Origin of the sequence: Methanoculleus sp. UBA374 (genome assembly GCA_002508705.1) — an archaeon.
In the GTDB taxonomy this organism is placed as follows: Archaea; Halobacteriota; Methanomicrobia; order Methanomicrobiales; family Methanoculleaceae; genus Methanoculleus; species Methanoculleus palmolei.
This window is the reverse complement of record DAYL01000009.1, coordinates 49,799-66,018: the sequence shown is the minus strand read 5'-3', so window position 1 is coordinate 66,018 and position 16,220 is coordinate 49,799. Positions and strand designations below refer to the sequence as shown.

At 60.8% G+C, this 16,220-nt stretch carries 11 protein-coding genes, 1 pseudogene and 1 CRISPR repeat array; of the genes and pseudogenes, 7 read left to right on the top strand and 5 right to left on the bottom strand.

Going from position 1 to position 16,220, the window contains the following annotated elements; all coding sequences use genetic code 11:
* Positions 1-51: 51 nt before the first annotated feature.
* Positions 52-3,530: direct repeats of the CRISPR family, unit length 32 nt; unit sequence GTCGTGCCTCACGTAGGCACGTGGATTGAAAT.
* 337 nt (positions 3,531-3,867) lie between these two features.
* The gene (locus BRA42_RS02400) at positions 3,868-4,101 is read right to left on the bottom strand and encodes a hypothetical protein (protein ID WP_292408728.1); all 234 of its coding nucleotides are present in this window, start codon (positions 4,099-4,101) and stop codon (positions 3,868-3,870) included.
* Positions 4,102-4,630: 529 nt separating this feature from the next.
* On the opposite strand from BRA42_RS02400, the gene BRA42_RS02395 reads away from it, so the two are divergent.
* The 5 genes and pseudogenes from BRA42_RS02395 (at position 4,631) to BRA42_RS02380 (ending at position 9,187) form a co-directional block, all read left to right on the top strand.
* Positions 4,631-6,112: a hypothetical protein gene (locus BRA42_RS02395; RefSeq protein WP_292408726.1), complete on the top strand. Its 1,482-nt coding sequence runs from the start codon at positions 4,631-4,633 to the stop codon at positions 6,110-6,112.
* A 314-nt stretch (positions 6,113-6,426) separates the two neighbouring features.
* The gene (locus BRA42_RS02390) at positions 6,427-7,530 is read left to right on the top strand and encodes an inositol-3-phosphate synthase (protein ID WP_292408724.1); all 1,104 of its coding nucleotides are present in this window, start codon (positions 6,427-6,429) and stop codon (positions 7,528-7,530) included.
* Positions 7,527-7,796, top strand: a pseudogene (locus BRA42_RS14475) (NTP transferase domain-containing protein); the annotation flags it as partial. The gene BRA42_RS02390 and the pseudogene BRA42_RS14475, both read left to right, overlap by 4 nt.
* Positions 7,797-7,842: 46 nt before the next feature.
* The gene (locus BRA42_RS02385; protein WP_342685962.1) at positions 7,843-8,859 is read left to right on the top strand and encodes a CDP-alcohol phosphatidyltransferase family protein; all 1,017 of its coding nucleotides are present in this window, start codon (positions 7,843-7,845) and stop codon (positions 8,857-8,859) included.
* Positions 8,849-9,187, top strand: a complete 339-nt coding sequence (locus BRA42_RS02380; RefSeq protein ID WP_342770824.1) for a hypothetical protein — start codon at positions 8,849-8,851, stop codon at positions 9,185-9,187. The genes BRA42_RS02385 and BRA42_RS02380 overlap by 11 nt, the downstream gene beginning before the upstream one ends.
* A 435-nt stretch (positions 9,188-9,622) precedes the next feature.
* Here the strand turns inward: BRA42_RS02380 and BRA42_RS02375 are convergent, their stop codons facing one another.
* A complete protein-coding gene (locus BRA42_RS02375) occupies positions 9,623-12,040 on the bottom strand; it encodes a CDC48 family AAA ATPase (protein ID WP_292408720.1) in 2,418 nt (805 codons plus the stop codon).
* 46 nt (positions 12,041-12,086) lie between these two features.
* On the opposite strand from BRA42_RS02375, the gene larC reads away from it, so the two are divergent.
* Entirely contained in the window at positions 12,087-13,280 is a 1,194-nt protein-coding gene (larC, locus tag BRA42_RS02370) for a nickel pincer cofactor biosynthesis protein LarC (protein WP_342770825.1), read from the top strand.
* The gene (gene radB, locus BRA42_RS02365; protein WP_292408714.1) at positions 13,277-13,954 is read left to right on the top strand and encodes a DNA repair and recombination protein RadB; all 678 of its coding nucleotides are present in this window, start codon (positions 13,277-13,279) and stop codon (positions 13,952-13,954) included. Before larC ends, radB begins: the two co-directional genes overlap by 4 nt.
* Here radB and dapF read toward each other — a convergent pair.
* The 3 genes from dapF to BRA42_RS02350 all read right to left on the bottom strand — a co-directional run bounded on the left by dapF (position 13,941) and on the right by BRA42_RS02350 (position 16,141).
* Positions 13,941-14,759 carry a diaminopimelate epimerase gene (gene dapF, locus BRA42_RS02360; protein ID WP_342770826.1) on the bottom strand — a complete coding sequence of 273 codons (819 nt, stop codon included), beginning with the start codon at positions 14,757-14,759 and terminating at the stop codon, positions 13,941-13,943. The two genes, radB and dapF, sit on opposite strands and share 14 nt — an antisense overlap.
* A 280-nt stretch (positions 14,760-15,039) precedes the next feature.
* Positions 15,040-15,465, bottom strand: a complete 426-nt coding sequence (locus BRA42_RS02355; protein WP_292408710.1) for a carboxypeptidase-like regulatory domain-containing protein — start codon at positions 15,463-15,465, stop codon at positions 15,040-15,042.
* Entirely contained in the window at positions 15,452-16,141 is a 690-nt protein-coding gene (locus tag BRA42_RS02350; RefSeq protein ID WP_342770827.1) for a hypothetical protein, read from the bottom strand. Before BRA42_RS02350 ends, BRA42_RS02355 begins: the two co-directional genes overlap by 14 nt.
* Positions 16,142-16,220: the final 79 nt, after the last annotated feature.

The following is a 16,220-nucleotide window of genomic DNA, read 5'->3' as shown; positions in this document are numbered from 1 at the left end:
AGGCACGTGGATTGAAATAAACCACCACGATAGATCTCCCGAGCCCCCCTGGTCGTGCCTCACGTAGGCACGTGGATTGAAATTCGACCGCGGCCCGGGCGTTAGACCAGTTGATGGTCGTGCCTCACGTAGGCACGTGGATTGAAATGGGTCGGCGTCGGCGTCCCCTCCAGTCCGGACGTCGTGCCTCACGTAGGCACGTGGATTGAAATCCGTCATCAGTGCAGGAGAACTCCTGCTGTGCTGGTCGTGCCTCACGTAGGCACGTGGATTGAAATACCGCGCTCGCCTCGGGAGGTTGGTTGCGGTGGTCGTGCCTCACGTAGGCACGTGGATTGAAATCCCGACCGCTGCACCATCCAGTATCTCTCGGAGGTCGTGCCTCACGTAGGCACGTGGATTGAAATACCATCGCCGGGAAGTCCTCCAGCACCCCGGTCACGTCGTGCCTCACGTAGGCACGTGGATTGAAATCGCAACGCGACGGACAGCACTCCGATCGCAGAGGTCGTGCCTCACGTAGGCACGTGGATTGAAATGGCATACGACCATAACTCCCTCAAGACGCATGCAGTCGTGCCTCACGTAGGCACGTGGATTGAAATATCTGACCCTGCTGGCGCTTGATGTCGTGATGCCACGTCGTGCCTCACGTAGGCACGTGGATTGAAATAGTTCAAACGCGGCTCGAACATCCCGTACCACATGTCGTGCCTCACGTAGGCACGTGGATTGAAATGCCTGGCTCGCCGACACAGCCGCACCACAGTTCGGTCGTGCCTCACGTAGGCACGTGGATTGAAATATCTAAGGAGAACTACATCTTCACCTCTACGCAGTCGTGCCTCACGTAGGCACGTGGATTGAAATTTGGGCCGCGTCCGCGTGCTCGTCGGGGATGATGTCGTGCCTCACGTAGGCACGTGGATTGAAATATGCTTGTTTCATCCTCCTCTGCCCGGCGGCCGGTCGTGCCTCACGTAGGCACGTGGATTGAAATGCCTCGAAAGAGAACCGGGACAAGAACGATATGTCGTGCCTCACGTAGGCACGTGGATTGAAATATGATCCCCCAGGGCTCAACCACAAGATCATAGTCGTGCCTCACGTAGGCACGTGGATTGAAATTTCAACTGCTGCGCCGGCTGCACGGGTTTTGGAGTCGTGCCTCACGTAGGCACGTGGATTGAAATGCAGCTATCCCGATCATCGGGCTCCTCGGTATCGTCGTGCCTCACGTAGGCACGTGGATTGAAATGCGGCACTGTTCGGGATATCCCCGACCGGCTGGGTCGTGCCTCACGTAGGCACGTGGATTGAAATACCTACGGTCGCTTCTATTACTTGAAGAAAACGTCGTGCCTCACGTAGGCACGTGGATTGAAATCTGCATGACTGATGATGATTCGTCATTTTGGCGGTCGTGCCTCACGTAGGCACGTGGATTGAAATTGTCATGGATCAACTCGTGCAGCCGGAGCAGCCGTCGTGCCTCACGTAGGCACGTGGATTGAAATCCCATCGACCGCCGGCGGAGTCAACAAATACCCGAGTCGTGCCTCACGTAGGCACGTGGATTGAAATGGATCGGCCCGGCCCGGGTTCGGGGCGAGCAGGTCGTGCCTCACGTAGGCACGTGGATTGAAATCGCTCGGGGGACCATCTCGCCCCGATACCAGGTCGTCGTGCCTCACGTAGGCACGTGGATTGAAATATCGAGCGGGATCTCGTTGATCCCGAGCGTGGTGTCGTGCCTCACGTAGGCACGTGGATTGAAATCCCCGCCATCAAGTGCATGGTAGAGGAGAGATAGTCGTGCCTCACGTAGGCACGTGGATTGAAATGAGGTCGGGGCACCCCACGCAATCGCTGACGGGTCGTGCCTCACGTAGGCACGTGGATTGAAATCCGGGGGACTCCATCCTTGCCGGCCTTGACGGGTCGTGCCTCACGTAGGCACGTGGATTGAAATCCGCACCTCGTCGCCATCGAGGACGAGGATCATTGTCGTGCCTCACGTAGGCACGTGGATTGAAATAGTATCTCCGCGACGCCATTGACGCGGCAATCGCGTCGTGCCTCACGTAGGCACGTGGATTGAAATGACGGCGACCTGACGCCGGTCACGCAGTGCGAGGTCGTGCCTCACGTAGGCACGTGGATTGAAATCCTAATAGCTGCGCGGCGTGGGTCTATGCACTCGTCGTGCCTCACGTAGGCACGTGGATTGAAATCCGAGAACGCTGTCATAGAGATAATGCTGCCCGGTCGTGCCTCACGTAGGCACGTGGATTGAAATAACATCGACGGGCTGCCGGTGGTGCTCGTGCTCGTCGTGCCTCACGTAGGCACGTGGATTGAAATACAGCCGGGTTCCTGCTCGGGGTCGTCACGACGGTCGTGCCTCACGTAGGCACGTGGATTGAAATATGGCCCCCGCGGGTGCCCGTGAGCAGGCCCCGTCGTGCCTCACGTAGGCACGTGGATTGAAATCGTGACCTTCGCGATCTTGCATCCGTCCTCGTCGTCGTGCCTCACGTAGGCACGTGGATTGAAATGCGGCGGCGGCGATCGAGGCTCCGGCTGCAGTGTCGTGCCTCACGTAGGCACGTGGATTGAAATGACAGCGCGTCGGTGATCGTGACCCATTTCTCCGTCGTGCCTCACGTAGGCACGTGGATTGAAATTTGCCGCACCGACTGAGCCGGAAGACCTTGCAAGTCGTGCCTCACGTAGGCACGTGGATTGAAATCTTATACTCCAGCCTGCTTTAAAATGAAAATGGTCGTGCCTCACGTAGGCACGTGGATTGAAATTCCGCGAAGTAGTAGTCGGCGATATCCTTGATGTCGTGCCTCACGTAGGCACGTGGATTGAAATGTTCTGGATCAACCAGCCCTGTAGCATGAACCGGTCGTGCCTCACGTAGGCACGTGGATTGAAATTCTACATCCTCGGAAACAGTCTCCTCCTCTGCAGGTCGTGCCTCACGTAGGCACGTGGATTGAAATATGGCCGAGCTCGACACGGTCCGCAAGGCCACGTCGTGCCTCACGTAGGCACGTGGATTGAAATGCCCGGGCCGTGTAGTGCTTGGTCCAGATCTCCGTCGTGCCTCACGTAGGCACGTGGATTGAAATCTGCCGACGACCGCCGGCCCGAACGGCGCGATCGTCGTGCCTCACGTAGGCACGTGGATTGAAATCCTCGGGGTCGTGGCGATCGACCTGGTGAGCGGTCGTGCCTCACGTAGGCACGTGGATTGAAATGACAGCCACGCGGCGGAGTCGATCGTGGGGGTCGGTCGTGCCTCACGTAGGCACGTGGATTGAAATTCTTCTCGCCGGCGGCCGCGACCGCAGCGGCCCGTCGTGCCTCACGTAGGCACGTGGATTGAAATAAACCACGGGAGGCGATACCTGGTAAACTGCCGTCGTGCCTCACGTAGGCACGTGGATTGAAAATGTGTCGTTGATCGTGCAGCGGACTCCATATTTAGTCGTGCCTCACGTAGGCACGTGGATTGAAAATTCTTCGCCGCGAACGTGAACGGCGCTTTGAAGTCGTGCCTCACGTAGGCACTGAATATTGGACTCGACCAACTTGGACAGTCTCTTGCATATGCATATCGACTTCACCCCCTCCTAGGGAATCTATAAATCCACCGTGGGCAACCCTGCACGTCGGCAGAACGCGCCCCACCATAAATCATCCTCATTCACATGATGTTCCTAACGGCCGACAGTGTAGGCACCGTTATTCTCATAAACTCCCTTAAATCCTGTGGGACAGGGATAGCTGTTCCGAATGAGAACGGATCGCCGTGAAAAAAAAGGTTTTCCGGGGGGATATCCCTCGGAAAGTTTTTTATTGGTATTCCAGCGGCTGGACGTCCTTCGGGAGCCTGTCCTTGAAGTGCTGCTGCACCTTCCCGTAACACTGCCGCAGCCGCTCGTTCATCGTCGCGTGCACCTTCTCCCGTGCCTTCTCGAAGTGCGACTGGTTCACGAAGACGGCATCTTCCCGCATGACGAGCATGGCCGCCTCCCGGCAGAGCGCTTCGAGGTCCGAGCCGACGAACCCCTCGATATCGGTCGCCAACCTTCTTGATGAGCCGGTCCCGTGAGGGGTCGTCAAGGGTCAGGTCCTGCCGGGTGAGGAGGTCGACGATCTCTTTCCCCGGCTGTCCGGGTCCGGCTCTCCGATGTGGACGAGCCGGTCGAACCTGCCGAGCCGACCCCCAGGTGTGATGCGTCCGTCTGCGAAACCTTTTCGTTATGAAATGCTCTCCGGTCGGGAGATACAGCCTGCTTCCAGACCCGGCCGGGAGCCCTGACACGGGAATGCCATGTCCTTCCAGGGCCATCCTTTTTTTAAGCGGGGGCTCTGCCAGATTTTGAATCGGGAAAACAACGTTGCGGCAGCACATTTATACTGTCATCTATATATATTTAAATAATATAATTAGAGAAATAATAAATATTATCCGGATCTATACTGGATAAGATGGAGCGATTCTGGGAAAAACCGACATTTCGGTTTTTCCCGGCCATCGGAGGCCTGACAACGTCTCCGCTGCATACAAAGGATTGACGGGCAGGCCGGATAAAAGCCCGCCCGGAGAAGAGCCATGACAAATTGGATGAAGAAACTTGCCTTGCATTACGAGCAGACACGGCGCAGGCATCCTCACGAAAACCTTATGATCCTCTTCGATATCGACGGAACCATCCTCGATATGCGCTTCATGATCCTGCAAGTCCTCAAGTCCTACGACACTCACCACGCGACGGATTTTTTCTCGTCGCTCACGCTGGACGGCATCACGGTCCACGAAAACCAGATCGAAACACTCCTTGAAATGCTGCAGATCCCGAAAAAACATCATGATTCCATCCTTGCCTGGTATCGTGCCAACCGCTGGTCGTCGGATGCAATCCTGGGATCACACCAGCCGTTCACCGGGGTTATGGAGGTTATTCGCTGGTTCCAGCTTCAGCCAGACACCTTTGTAGGTCTCAATACCGGGCGCCCTGAGGATATCAGAGACGACACACTCTGCTCGCTTAATGCTCTCGGCAGGGAGTACAAAACCCGGTTCAGAAGCGATCTTCTCCACATGAACCCGTACGGCTGGGAGCAGCAGGTCACAAACTGCAAGGCGGCGGGTGTCGACTTCTTCCGGAATATCGGGTATCATGTCTTCGCCGTCGTCGACAATGAGCCCGACAACCTGGATGCGATCGCACGCCGGGACCCGGGGCAGGAGATCCTGCTCCTCCATGCGGACACGATCTTCGAATCCGCGAGGAGAGTGCTGCCTGCAGGGTCGGTGAGTGGGAGACGCTACGACCTGACCGACCTGATCCCGGAACGTGCGCTTCCCCGCCATATCCAGTTCGTCTGGCACGGTGTCAACGACGAGTATAACCTGCGCCAGTTTCTGGCTTCCAACGTCCGGTGGGCGGAACTCGATGTCAGGATGGACCCCGACGGCGACGATATCATTCTCAGACACGACTCATTCGCCGAAACGCCCCTCGACGAAGAGGAAGAACTCGTTTACCTGCGCGACGTGCTCGAACCAATCCGCGCTCACGGCAAATCGGTCAAGCTCGACTTCAAAGAAGACGGGGCGCTGGTAGACCAGGCGCTCGACCTCGTTAAGATCCATGCTTTTGAGGATGCCCGCCTCTGGTTCAACGGAAACGCCGATCTGCTCGGGGAGGACGGGTTTGCAGTCCTGCACCGGGCGCACCCGTCGGCAATCTTCCAGTGCCCCGTCGATCATCTCACCCATCTGATTCCCCTCGACCCCGGGACGGTCGCAGACGAGCTCGATAGGTTCTGCTCCTGGGGAATCACGCGTTTCTCGGTCCGGTGGGAGAGGGAGCGGTTAAAAGAGGTGATCGACTGGATGGATACGGCGGGCCATGAGATGAACATCTATAACGTTCCCGATCTCGAGGCATTTCTCAAGACAGTTCTCCTGATGCCCCGTTCGATCACCGCGGATTTCAACTTCCCGAAGTGGCACTACTTCGGCAGGGGTTCCGGCCAGCGCCACCAGCATTACGAGTATTCGGTGACGAAAGGCCCATTGATGATCTAACCCCGGGAAGCCGTACTTCCCACTACCGTTTTTCCGGTGCTTCCGGCCGGTTTGCATCGCCGGCGCAGTGCGGTCTCACCGTTCCATATCATCCCCCTTCGCCCTGGCATCTGCAGGTATGCGGGTGGAGCTGCCCTGCCCGGTGCCCTCGTCTCCGGACGTAAACCCTGTAACAACGAAATCCGGCCGCCGCGTCTGCCGGGTAGAGTAGTCTTGCCTGCGGGACTCTGTATTTACTATAGGCATAAGGTTGATATTTACGGGTATATATTGTACGGAAAATATATTATACGGAAAATGTGGGGGTATCACATGTGAGGAAGATCAGGATTGCAATCGTCGGCGTCGGGAACTGCGCGAGTTCACTCATCCAGGGCATCGAGTACTATAAAGGAAAGCAGAGTGGCGATGCCGTCGGGCTGATGCATTGGGAAGTCGGGGGCTATCGCCCGACCGATATCGATGTCGTCGCTGCCTTCGACATCGACAGGCGCAAGGTTGGAAGAGATCTGTCGGAGGCGATATTCGCTCCCCCGAACTGTACGACAACCTTCTGCGATGCCGTCCTCCGCAAGAACGTACCCGTGAAGATGGGGAAGGTCCTTGACGGTTTCTCCGACCATATGCGGGGTTACAAGGAAGCGTGCAGGTTTGTCATCGCCGACGAGACCGAGGCCACGAAAGAGGAGATTGTCCGGGACCTTGAAGATTCGGGAGCCGAAATCCTGGTAAATTACCTCCCGGTCGGCTCCGAAGAGGCCGTGAAGTTCTATGCCGACTGCGCCCTGGAGGCAGGTATCGGTTTCGTCAACAATATGCCGGTTTTCATCGCAAGCAACCCGGCATGGGCAGAGAGGTTCGGAGCAAAAGGCATCCCGATCATCGGAGACGATATCAAGGCCCAGATCGGTGCGACCATCGTGCACCGGGTACTCGCCGATCTCTTCCGGAAACGGGGCGTTCGGCTTGAAAGAACATATCAGCTCAATACTGGAGGAAATACCGATTTTCTCAACATGCTGAACCGGAACCGACTGGAATCGAAGCGCGAATCGAAGACCGAGGCGGTGCAATCCGTGCTGGCCAAACGGCTCGACGAGGACGATATCCACATCGGGCCGAGCGATTACGTCTGCTGGCAGAAAGACAACAAGGTCTGTTTCCTTCGGATGGAGGGAAAACTCTTCGGTGATGTGCCCATGCATCTTGAGATGCGACTTTCGGTGGAAGACTCCCCGAACTCTGCGGGAGTGGCCATCGATGCCATACGGTGCTGCAAACTCGCGCTCGACCGGGGCATCGGGGGCGTTCTCTATTCGCCGTCGGCGTATTTCATGAAGCATCCGCCGCTCCAGGTGCCGGACGACGAAGCGTATCAGCGGACCGAGGAGTTTATCCGTGGAGCACGAGAGTCGTGACGCCTGCGTGCCTGATCATCGCCGCCGGTGCCGGCAGCAGGATCGCGGAGAGGGGCAGCCCCAAACCCCTCATACCCCTCCTCGGCCTTCCGCTTATCGAGCGGGTGATCATGACCGCACGGGGCGCAGGCGCGACGGACTTTTACGTCGTCACCGGATACCAGGGCGACAGGGTCCGTGAGTTTCTCGACACCCTCGCCGCGAGGAGAGACGTAACGATCCATCACATCTTCAACGGCGAATGGGAGGCCGGAAACGGGCTCTCGGTGCTGAAAGCAAAAAAAAATTCCCCCCGGCCGATTTTTTCTCCTGATGGGGGATCATCTCTTCAGCGAATCGATCCTTCAAGGTCTGCAACAGAGGCCGGTCGCCGACGGCGAAGTCGTGCTGGCGGTCGATCCGCACCCCGAATCCAATCGTCTCGTCGATCCGGGCGACGTGACCAGGGTGCTGGCGAACGACGGCCGAATCATCGATATCGGCAAGGGTCTTTTGCGGTATACCGCGTACGATACCGGGATCTTCCTCTGCTCGCACGCCCTCTTCGACGCCCTCGAGGAGAGCATCAGGCGAGGGGACTCTTCGCTCTCCGGGGGGATTCGAGTGCTTGCCGGGATGGGCAGGGCAAAGACGTTCGGCATCAACGGAGATTTCTGGATCGATGTCGATGATGCCGATGCTTACCTCAAGGCAGAGCGGGAGATGCTGGATCGCCTGAAGAAACCGAATGACGGCCCGGTTTCTCGACACCTGAACCGGCCGATCTCGACCAGAATCTCAAAGCGCCTGGTCGCCACCGGAATCACCCCTAACCAGATCTCGATATTCACGTTTGCTCTCGCCCTCCTTGCCGCGGCGTTCTTCATGGCGGGGGGGTATGCCGCCCTTGTTGCAGGCGGCATCCTTGCAGAGTTCTCCTCGATAATCGACGGGTGTGACGGCGAAGTGGCTCGCCTGACCTATGGGGGCACGGCGTTCGGGGGCTGGTTCGACTCGGTCCTCGACCGGTATGCGGACGGTTTCATCATCTTCGGTCTCACCTATACGGTCTTTGCTGCCGGCGAGCCCCTTGCAGCCCTTTCCGTGGGGTTTCTGGCGCTGATCGGAACGTTCCTGAACAGTTACACCGCCGATCGCTACGACGGCCTGATGCAGGGGAATGCATCGGCCGGCAGGCGCAGGTTCCTGCGGATTGGACGCGACGTGCGGATCTTCATCATCCTCATCGGCGCCCTGGCGGCACAACCCCTTGTCGTCCTTGCCGTCCTCGCGTTGCTGATGAACGCCGAGAACATCCGCAGGGTGGTGGTGCTGCATCGTGCCGGATAGAAGACGCGACTCTGCCTTCGCATGCATCCGGGCGGCGGTCAGGGGGTCGCACCTGCCCGAAGATCCGGCGCATGCAGAAGACACGCTCCGGTGGCTGCTCTTCTTATGCCCCGATGCCGACGACGCCCTGCGAATTGCAGCGCTCGGCCACGACATCGAGCGGACGCTTCCGGACGGCAGGGTCTTCTCGGATGGAGTGCCGACTACGACGCATTCAAGCAGGCGCATGCCCGGAGGAGTGCTGCCGTCCCCGCGAAGCTGCTGCACCGCTATGGGTTCGATGCAGCGGATCGTCGCGGATGTCTCATCGCTCAATCACCCGTCATGAGTCGGGGGGCGACCCGGGGGCGGATTCTATCTCTTTCTTCTCCACGGATCTTCCTGCTCCTCTTCCCGGAACACCCGTGAGGAGACGAGACGGCGCTACATGTGGAGGCTTTCGGGTAAGATGCAGCGGATCGTTGCCGATCTCACGTTCGAGGATGCGGCGCTCGATGCGCGGGTGCGGGAGCGTATCGGAGAGGGCGACAGCGGATAGGTTGCCTTCGGTTGAGGAAGTCATAAGAATCCCCGGTGACTCCTGCACACTGGCAGCACGTTCAATCACGGGCTGTCTCACCCGCCCAGGCGTTTGCAGCAGCCGACGGCGCGAGCGCTGTTCTTCGTGCAGATCCCCTCAACATACAGGGGCCGGCAGGGGCACCCCGGGTGGGGCGAATAACTGTAAAAAAGAGGTCTTCGGAGAATAGCCCCGGTATTCCGCTTACTGGTATTCCAGCGGCTGGATCTCCTTCGGCAGCCCGCCCTTGAAATGCTGCTGCACCTTCCCGTAGTACTGCCGCAGCCGCTCGTTCATCGTCGCGTGTACCTTCTCCCGTGCCTTCTCGAAGTGCGACTGGTTCACGAGGGCGGCGTCTTCCCGCATGGCAAGCATGGCCGCCTCCCGGGCGAGCGCTTCGAGGTCCGAGCCGACGAACCCCTCGGTATCGACCGCTATCTGCCGGATAAGCCGGTCTCGTACGGGATCGTCGAGGGTCACGCCCTGCTGGGCGAGGAGGTCGACGATCTTTCTCCGCCGGAGGGAGCGCCGGAGTTCCTCACCCTCGCTCGCCTCCATCGCGGTGCGTTTGGCCCTCACGTCCTCGACGCCCACCCGGCGGTTGGCCCCGATGGCGAGAATCAGGTCTTCGATCCCGTTCTCCGAAAGCCCCTCCGTCATCTCCACCAGGTTTTCGATTGCCGAGCCCTCGATCGGCATGTAACGGGTGTGGATCGCGAGGATCTTCTCCCGGTCTTCCCGGCCGGGCTCGCCGATGTAGACGAGCCGGTCGAACCTCCCGGCCCGCAGCAGCGCCGGATCGACCATGTCCGGCCGGTTCGTCGCGCCCATCACCACCACGCCCCGGAGTTCTTCAAGGCCGTCGATCTCGGTGAGGATCTGGTTTAAGACACTCTCGATCACGTGCGACTCGGTGCCGCCGCCGCGGGCGGTGGCAAGAGCGTCCAGTTCGTCGAAGAAGATGATGGACGGCGCCACCTGCCGGGCCTTCTTGAAGACCTCACGGACCGCCCGCTCGCTCTCCCCGACCCACTTCGAGAGGAGCTGAGGGCCCTTGACCGGCACAAAGTTCGCTCCGCTCTCGCTTGCGACCGCCTTTGCAATGAGCGTCTTTCCGGTTCCCGGAGGGCCGTAGAGGAGAACTCCTTTCGGGGGCTCGATACCCAGGTCCTCGAACCGCTCCCGACGGGTGAGCGGATACTCCACCGCCTCGCGGATGTCCTGTTTTGCCTCATCAAGGCCGCCTATGTCTTCCCAGGTGGTGTGGGGCACCTCAAGGAGGATCTCCCGCATGGCGCTCGGGCCTACGTCGCGGAGGGCGTCGCGGAAGTCCTTGCCCTGGACCTCCATCTTCTCGAGGATCTCCGGCGGGATCTCCTCGGCCTCCAGGTCGATCTCGGGGAGATAGCGCCGCAGCGCCTTGATCGCCGCCTCCCGGGCGAGGGCGGCGAGATCCGCTCCGACAAACCCGTGGGTCTGCTGGGCGATGAGGTTGATGTCGACGTTATCCGCAAGCGGCATGCCGCGGGTGTGAATGTGGAGAACCTGGACCCGGTCGTCCTCCGACGGGACCCCGATCTCGATCTCCCGATCGAACCGTCCGGGACGACGGAGGGCGGGGTCGATGGCGTCGAGCCGGTTCGTGGCCCCGATCACCACGACCTGCCCCCGCTCCTCGAGCCCGTCCATCATCGTGAGGAGCTGGGCCACCACGCGCCGCTCGACCTCTCCGGTCACCTCCTCGCGCCGGGGGGCGATGGAGTCGAGTTCGTCGATGAAGATGATGGCGGGTGCATGCTGCCGGGCGTCCTCGAAGACCTCCCGGAGCCGCTGCTCGCTCTCGCCGTAATACTTCGAGATTACCTCCGGTCCCGCGATCGATATGAAGTGTGCTCCGCTCTCGCTCGCGACCGCCTTTGCAATGAGGGTCTTACCCGTTCCCGGCGGGCCGTAGAGGAGAACCCCCTTCGGGGGCTCGATACCGAGTTTCCGGAAGATCTCGGGATGCCGCATGGGCAGTTCGATCGTCTCGCGGACACGCTGCAGTTCGCCCTTCAGGCCGCCGATGTCCTCGTAACTGATCCTTTTGACGCCCTCGAACCCGGCGGCCGGTTTCTCGGAGAACTCGATCTTCGTGTTCTTGGTGATGATCACGGCATTCTCCGGCTCGACCACCACTGCCTTGAATGCAACGAGCTGGGGCTGCATGAACGGGAGCCCCGCCTGGATCGGCACGGAATCGTTCTTCACGATGGGAAAATCGATCAGTTTGTTGACGACACTGCTGTAGTTGATGGGGAGTTGCTTGGGGAGGTCTTCGGGAGGCGCGAGCACCACCCGTTTCGCCTCGACCTCCTCGTCCAGCGTCTTTATCTTCACCCGGTCCCCGATGCTGGCCCCGGTGTTGAGCCGGGTGAAATTATCGATTCGCACCTTACCCTGGTGCCAGTCGTTCACCATGGCACGCCAGACCTTGGCCACGGTGCGACGCTTCCCCTCGATGGCGACGAGGTCTCCGGGACTGAGCCGAAGCTGCAGCATGGTATCAGGGTCAAGCCGTGCCTTGCCCGCCCCCTGATCCTCCGGATAAGCGCTATCTACTTTCAAGTATATCTCTGGCATTACCTCTAGTTCTTATATTTCGGGGATTTATAAGTACTGGAGATGCATGAACACACTTCTCTTCGACCCGTTCAACGGAGCCGCGGGCGACATGATCATCGGCTCTCTCCTCGATCTGGGAGCCGATGAAGGGCTTGTTCGGGCAGCCATGCGCTCCGTCGTCGGTGAACCGACAATAGAGCGGGTAGACCGTTCAGGGATCCGTGCGGTCCTGGTGAGAGCGCATGCACCGGTCGATCATCGCACTCTTGACGAGGTGCTCGACCGGGTTGCCGGGAGCGACGCTCCCGCCCCGGCACGGGAGATGGCCCGGCGGGTCTTTCTCCGGATTCATCGGGCCGAGGAGAGCGTTCACGGACCGGGGGCGCACTTCCACGAGGTCGGGGCGGACGATGCCGTTGCCGATGTGGTGGGGGCCTGCACCGCCCTTTACTCTCTCGCCCCCGACAGGGTCGCCGTCCTTCCGGTCGCCCTCGGCCGGGGGTTTGCGGTCGGTTCACACGGAACCTTCCCCATCCCCGCCCCGGCAACCGTGGCGGTCTTTGCCGGATCGGATCTATCGACCGTTTCCGGCGAGGAGGAGCGGGAACTCTGCACCCCGACGGGCGCCGCCCTCCTCGCCGAGTTCTCGACGGTTCGACCGGAGGACCTCGGTCCGGTGGGCATCCGTGCGGTCGGCTACGGGGCCGGGAGCAGGAACCCGCCGGGAAGACCCAATGTCCTCCGCTCGATGCTCGTTTCGACGGGTGAGCCCGGCACCGGCGACCGGGTCGATATCCTCGAGACGAACGTAGACGACGTCACCGGGGAAGCCCTTGCCTATACCCTCGGCCGTCTGATGGAGGAGGGGGCACGGGACGCAAGCGCCGTCCCCGCGATGATGAAGAAGGGACGGAGCGGCCACCTCGTCCGCGTCGTCTGCCACCCGGACGCGACCAACCGCCTTGTGGGGGTGATGGCCGCGGAGCTCGGGACGCTCGGAATACGGTGCCTGCCGATGGTCCACCGGGCCGTCGCCGAACGGACGGTCGAACCCGTCACGGTGACCCTCCGCGGCCGGGAATGGACGATTGACGTGAAGTGCGGCTGGTCGGGGGGAAAGATCACCTCCTTAAAGGCGGAGTACGAACAGGCGGCGGCGTGCGCACGGGACCTCGGAGTCCCGTTCCGGGAGGTCGCCGGCACCGTCGAGGCGACTGCGCGCCGCCTCTTCAGCGAGCGAGGCGTGCTCGAACCATGAAGCCGGACCGGGTCGGCACGGGGAACGGGGCCCTTGACGACCTGCTCGGGGGCGGGCTCGAGCGGCGGACGGTCACCCAGGTCTACGGGGAGCCTGCGAGCGGCAAGAGCACCTTCTGCCTGATGGCGGCGGTGGCCTCGCTCCGGGCCGGAAACTCGGTCGTCTACATCGATACCGAAGGGTTCTCGGTGGAACGGTTTACGCAGATAGCCGGGGAGAGCGCCGGGGCGTACGCGGACCGGCTCTACCTCTTCGAACCGCTGGACTTCGCTCAGCAGGGGGCGATGATCGCCGATGCGGAAGGGCTGCTTAAAAAGAGGGCCGGCGCCCCCGTCGACCTCATCGTGATGGACTCGGCCACCGCCCTCTACCGGACCGAACTCGACCTCGGCCGGGAGGCGCTCCGGAAACTCTCGCACCACATGATAAAACTCCTCGGGCTTGCGAAGAAGTACGACATCCCGGTCCTGATCACCAATCAGATCTTCATGGACGTGGAACGGGACCGGATCTCCGGCCTCGGGGGGACGGCGCTCGAACACCTCTCGAAGGCCATAATCCGGCTCGAAAAGAGGGACAGTGTCCGGCGGGCCGTGCTCCGGAAGCACCGGTCCCGACCGGAAGGGCTCTCGTTCGATTTCGTGATCACCGGGGACGGGATCAGAAAGGTATAACGCCCGTAAAGACCGTCTCGGCGGGGCCTTCCATCGTGACGGTCTCCCCAAAGCGGATGACGAGCGGACCGCCTTTTGTCTCCACCCGGACCGTCTCCCCGGTTTTGCCGAGATGGCGGGCGACCGCCGCCGACGCGGTGGCGCCGGTGCCGCAGCTCGCGGTCTCGCCCTCGACGCCGCGCTCGAACGTCCGGATTCTGAGCATACCGTTGCCGGCATCCTCGACGAAGTTAACGTTCGCACCTTCCGGGAAGGTGGGATGGTTCCTGATGGCCTGGCCGACGGCGGCGACATCGACGGCGGCGACCTCTTTCACGAAGACGACGGCGTGCGGGACGCCGGTGTTCACGGCATAGACGGTGAAGCCCAGGATCTCTTCCCGGAATTCACCGTCGCCGACGGCGGGGACGGCGCTCCGTTCGAACGCGGGCGTCGGCATGGTGATCGTCACGGTGAACTCATCGTCCGCGAACCTCATCGTCACCGGGACAATCCCCGCCCCGGTCTCGACCGAGCAGGACTCTTTCACATAGCCGGCGTCGCAGGCGTATTTCGCGAGGCATCGGATGCCGTTCCCGCACATAGAAGCCTCGCTCTCGTCGGGCTGGAAGAGCCGCATCCGGATATCGGCTTTATCGGACGCCTGGAGGAAGAGGACGCCGTCGGCGCCGATGCCGAACCTGCGGTCGCAGTAGAGCGCCGCAAACGACCCCTTCATCTCTTCGGGGATGACCTCGGTCTCGTGCTCGTCGATCAGGATGAAGTCGTTGCCGTTTCCCTGCAGTTTGGTGAATGCGATCTCCATGGATAGTAGCCTCTCTATTGTAGGTATTGGGAGCGGCGGGTGATAAACCGTGGTGCCGGGACCATCCGGTATGGCGTGATATGGGGGATGGACGGCAGAACCCGGCCGAGTACAGGATCGTGCTGTGCATTCCATGGACCGGAGGCAACAGGTGAGGTCAAAGGCAAGAAGGTGAACGGCGACGAGCAGGCCGGTCGTCCAGGTTCACAGGAGGTATTTTTCAGCATGGGCGCTTCCGGCAGGAGATTTCTTGATCAGAGGCGAGCCGTCCCGAACCCTCTCACCGCCGCTTCCGGCCGAGGAGGAGCGCCCCCAAGAGAGCAAGGACGGCGGCCGGGAGACCGCATCCCGGAACGGTCCGCGGCAACGGCTTCATTTCCAGGTCGAGTTCGTTCGTCAGGTTCTCGAAGACGACGTCGCGCCGGAGGGGGGAATACCCCTCCTTCTCGACCGTGACGGTCTGCCGGTACCCGGGTGCGCCTTCCGCCCGGTAGCCGCCGTCCGCTCCCGTGGTGGCCGTCACCGCAAGGGGTTCGTCGTCGAGTGTAAGCACCGACTCGAACCGCACCGACGCGCCGGGAATCGGGTTGCCGTCGGGGTCCGTCACCTCGCCCGATACGATGATCGACGGCGGCGGCGGGATGCCGATACTGACGGTCACGTTCACGGTCTTTTCTGCCCGATTCCTGAGGTTATCCCATGCCACGACGGTGATCGTGTTCCCCCCCGGCGGAGACCGGTACGGAGCAGGAGAACGTCGACCGGTTCCCGGACCAGACCTCCTTTTTTCCGCTCAGGACGAACACGTTTCGCACACCGGCAGGAGCGTGGACCTCCCCGGCGACGGTGACGTGAGGCGGTACGACATCGATCCAGACCTCATCGCCATCCTTCGGGGCGGTGATGTCGACGGTGATCGGGTCGGTCTCAGGCGCCGGATTTGCGTTGATGATGGTGAGGATGAGGTTCCCGGCAGTATCGAGGACGAAGATCGTGTTGTCGCGGTAATGAGTCAGGGAATCGTTCGGGAGCTCGTGCACCCAGGTGCAGGGTTTTTCAACGCCGCCGGGGGTGGGAACTTTTGCGGAAAGTTCATCGTCGATGGAGAGCAGGTGGTTGCCGTTTCTATCGAAGACCAGCGTCTTCCCGTCGGCCGCGTGGACGACGACCGAACCGAACGGTATCCCGAAGGTTCCCTCCGCGGTGGCCTCCAGCTCCGGCTGGAGTGTCAGTCCCCCGGAGACGGCAATCGTCTCGATCGATTGGTTCACCTTCAGGTCGGGGACGACGATGTGATCGACCGCTGTACCTGCCGCCGGGACGACTGCGAGCAGCATCGAGAGGAGCAGGAGAACTCCCCATGCCCCGATGTTCCCGTTCATTCTGTTATCCTCAGGTTCTTTCCTGCGGTGGGCCGTCCGGGGAAGGCGGAACGTCGTATCCGCCGGTTTCGGCGCCCGT

Excerpts from the sequence above, each read along its gene's own strand:
- BRA42_RS02395 (WP_292408726.1), top strand. The coding sequence starts at position 4,631 with ATGACAAATTGGATGAAGAAACTTGCCTTGCATTACGAGCAGACACGG.
- BRA42_RS02385 (WP_342685962.1), top strand. The coding sequence starts at position 7,843 with ATGGGGGATCATCTCTTCAGCGAATCGATCCTTCAAGGTCTGCAACAG.
- BRA42_RS02375 (WP_292408720.1), bottom strand. The coding sequence starts at position 12,040 with ATGCCAGAGATATACTTGAAAGTAGATAGCGCTTATCCGGAGGATCAG.
- larC (WP_342770825.1), top strand. The coding sequence starts at position 12,087 with ATGAACACACTTCTCTTCGACCCGTTCAACGGAGCCGCGGGCGACATG.
- radB (WP_292408714.1), top strand. The coding sequence starts at position 13,277 with ATGAAGCCGGACCGGGTCGGCACGGGGAACGGGGCCCTTGACGACCTG.
- dapF (WP_342770826.1), bottom strand. The coding sequence starts at position 14,759 with ATGGAGATCGCATTCACCAAACTGCAGGGAAACGGCAACGACTTCATC.
- BRA42_RS02350 (WP_342770827.1), bottom strand. The coding sequence starts at position 16,141 with ATGAACGGGAACATCGGGGCATGGGGAGTTCTCCTGCTCCTCTCGATG.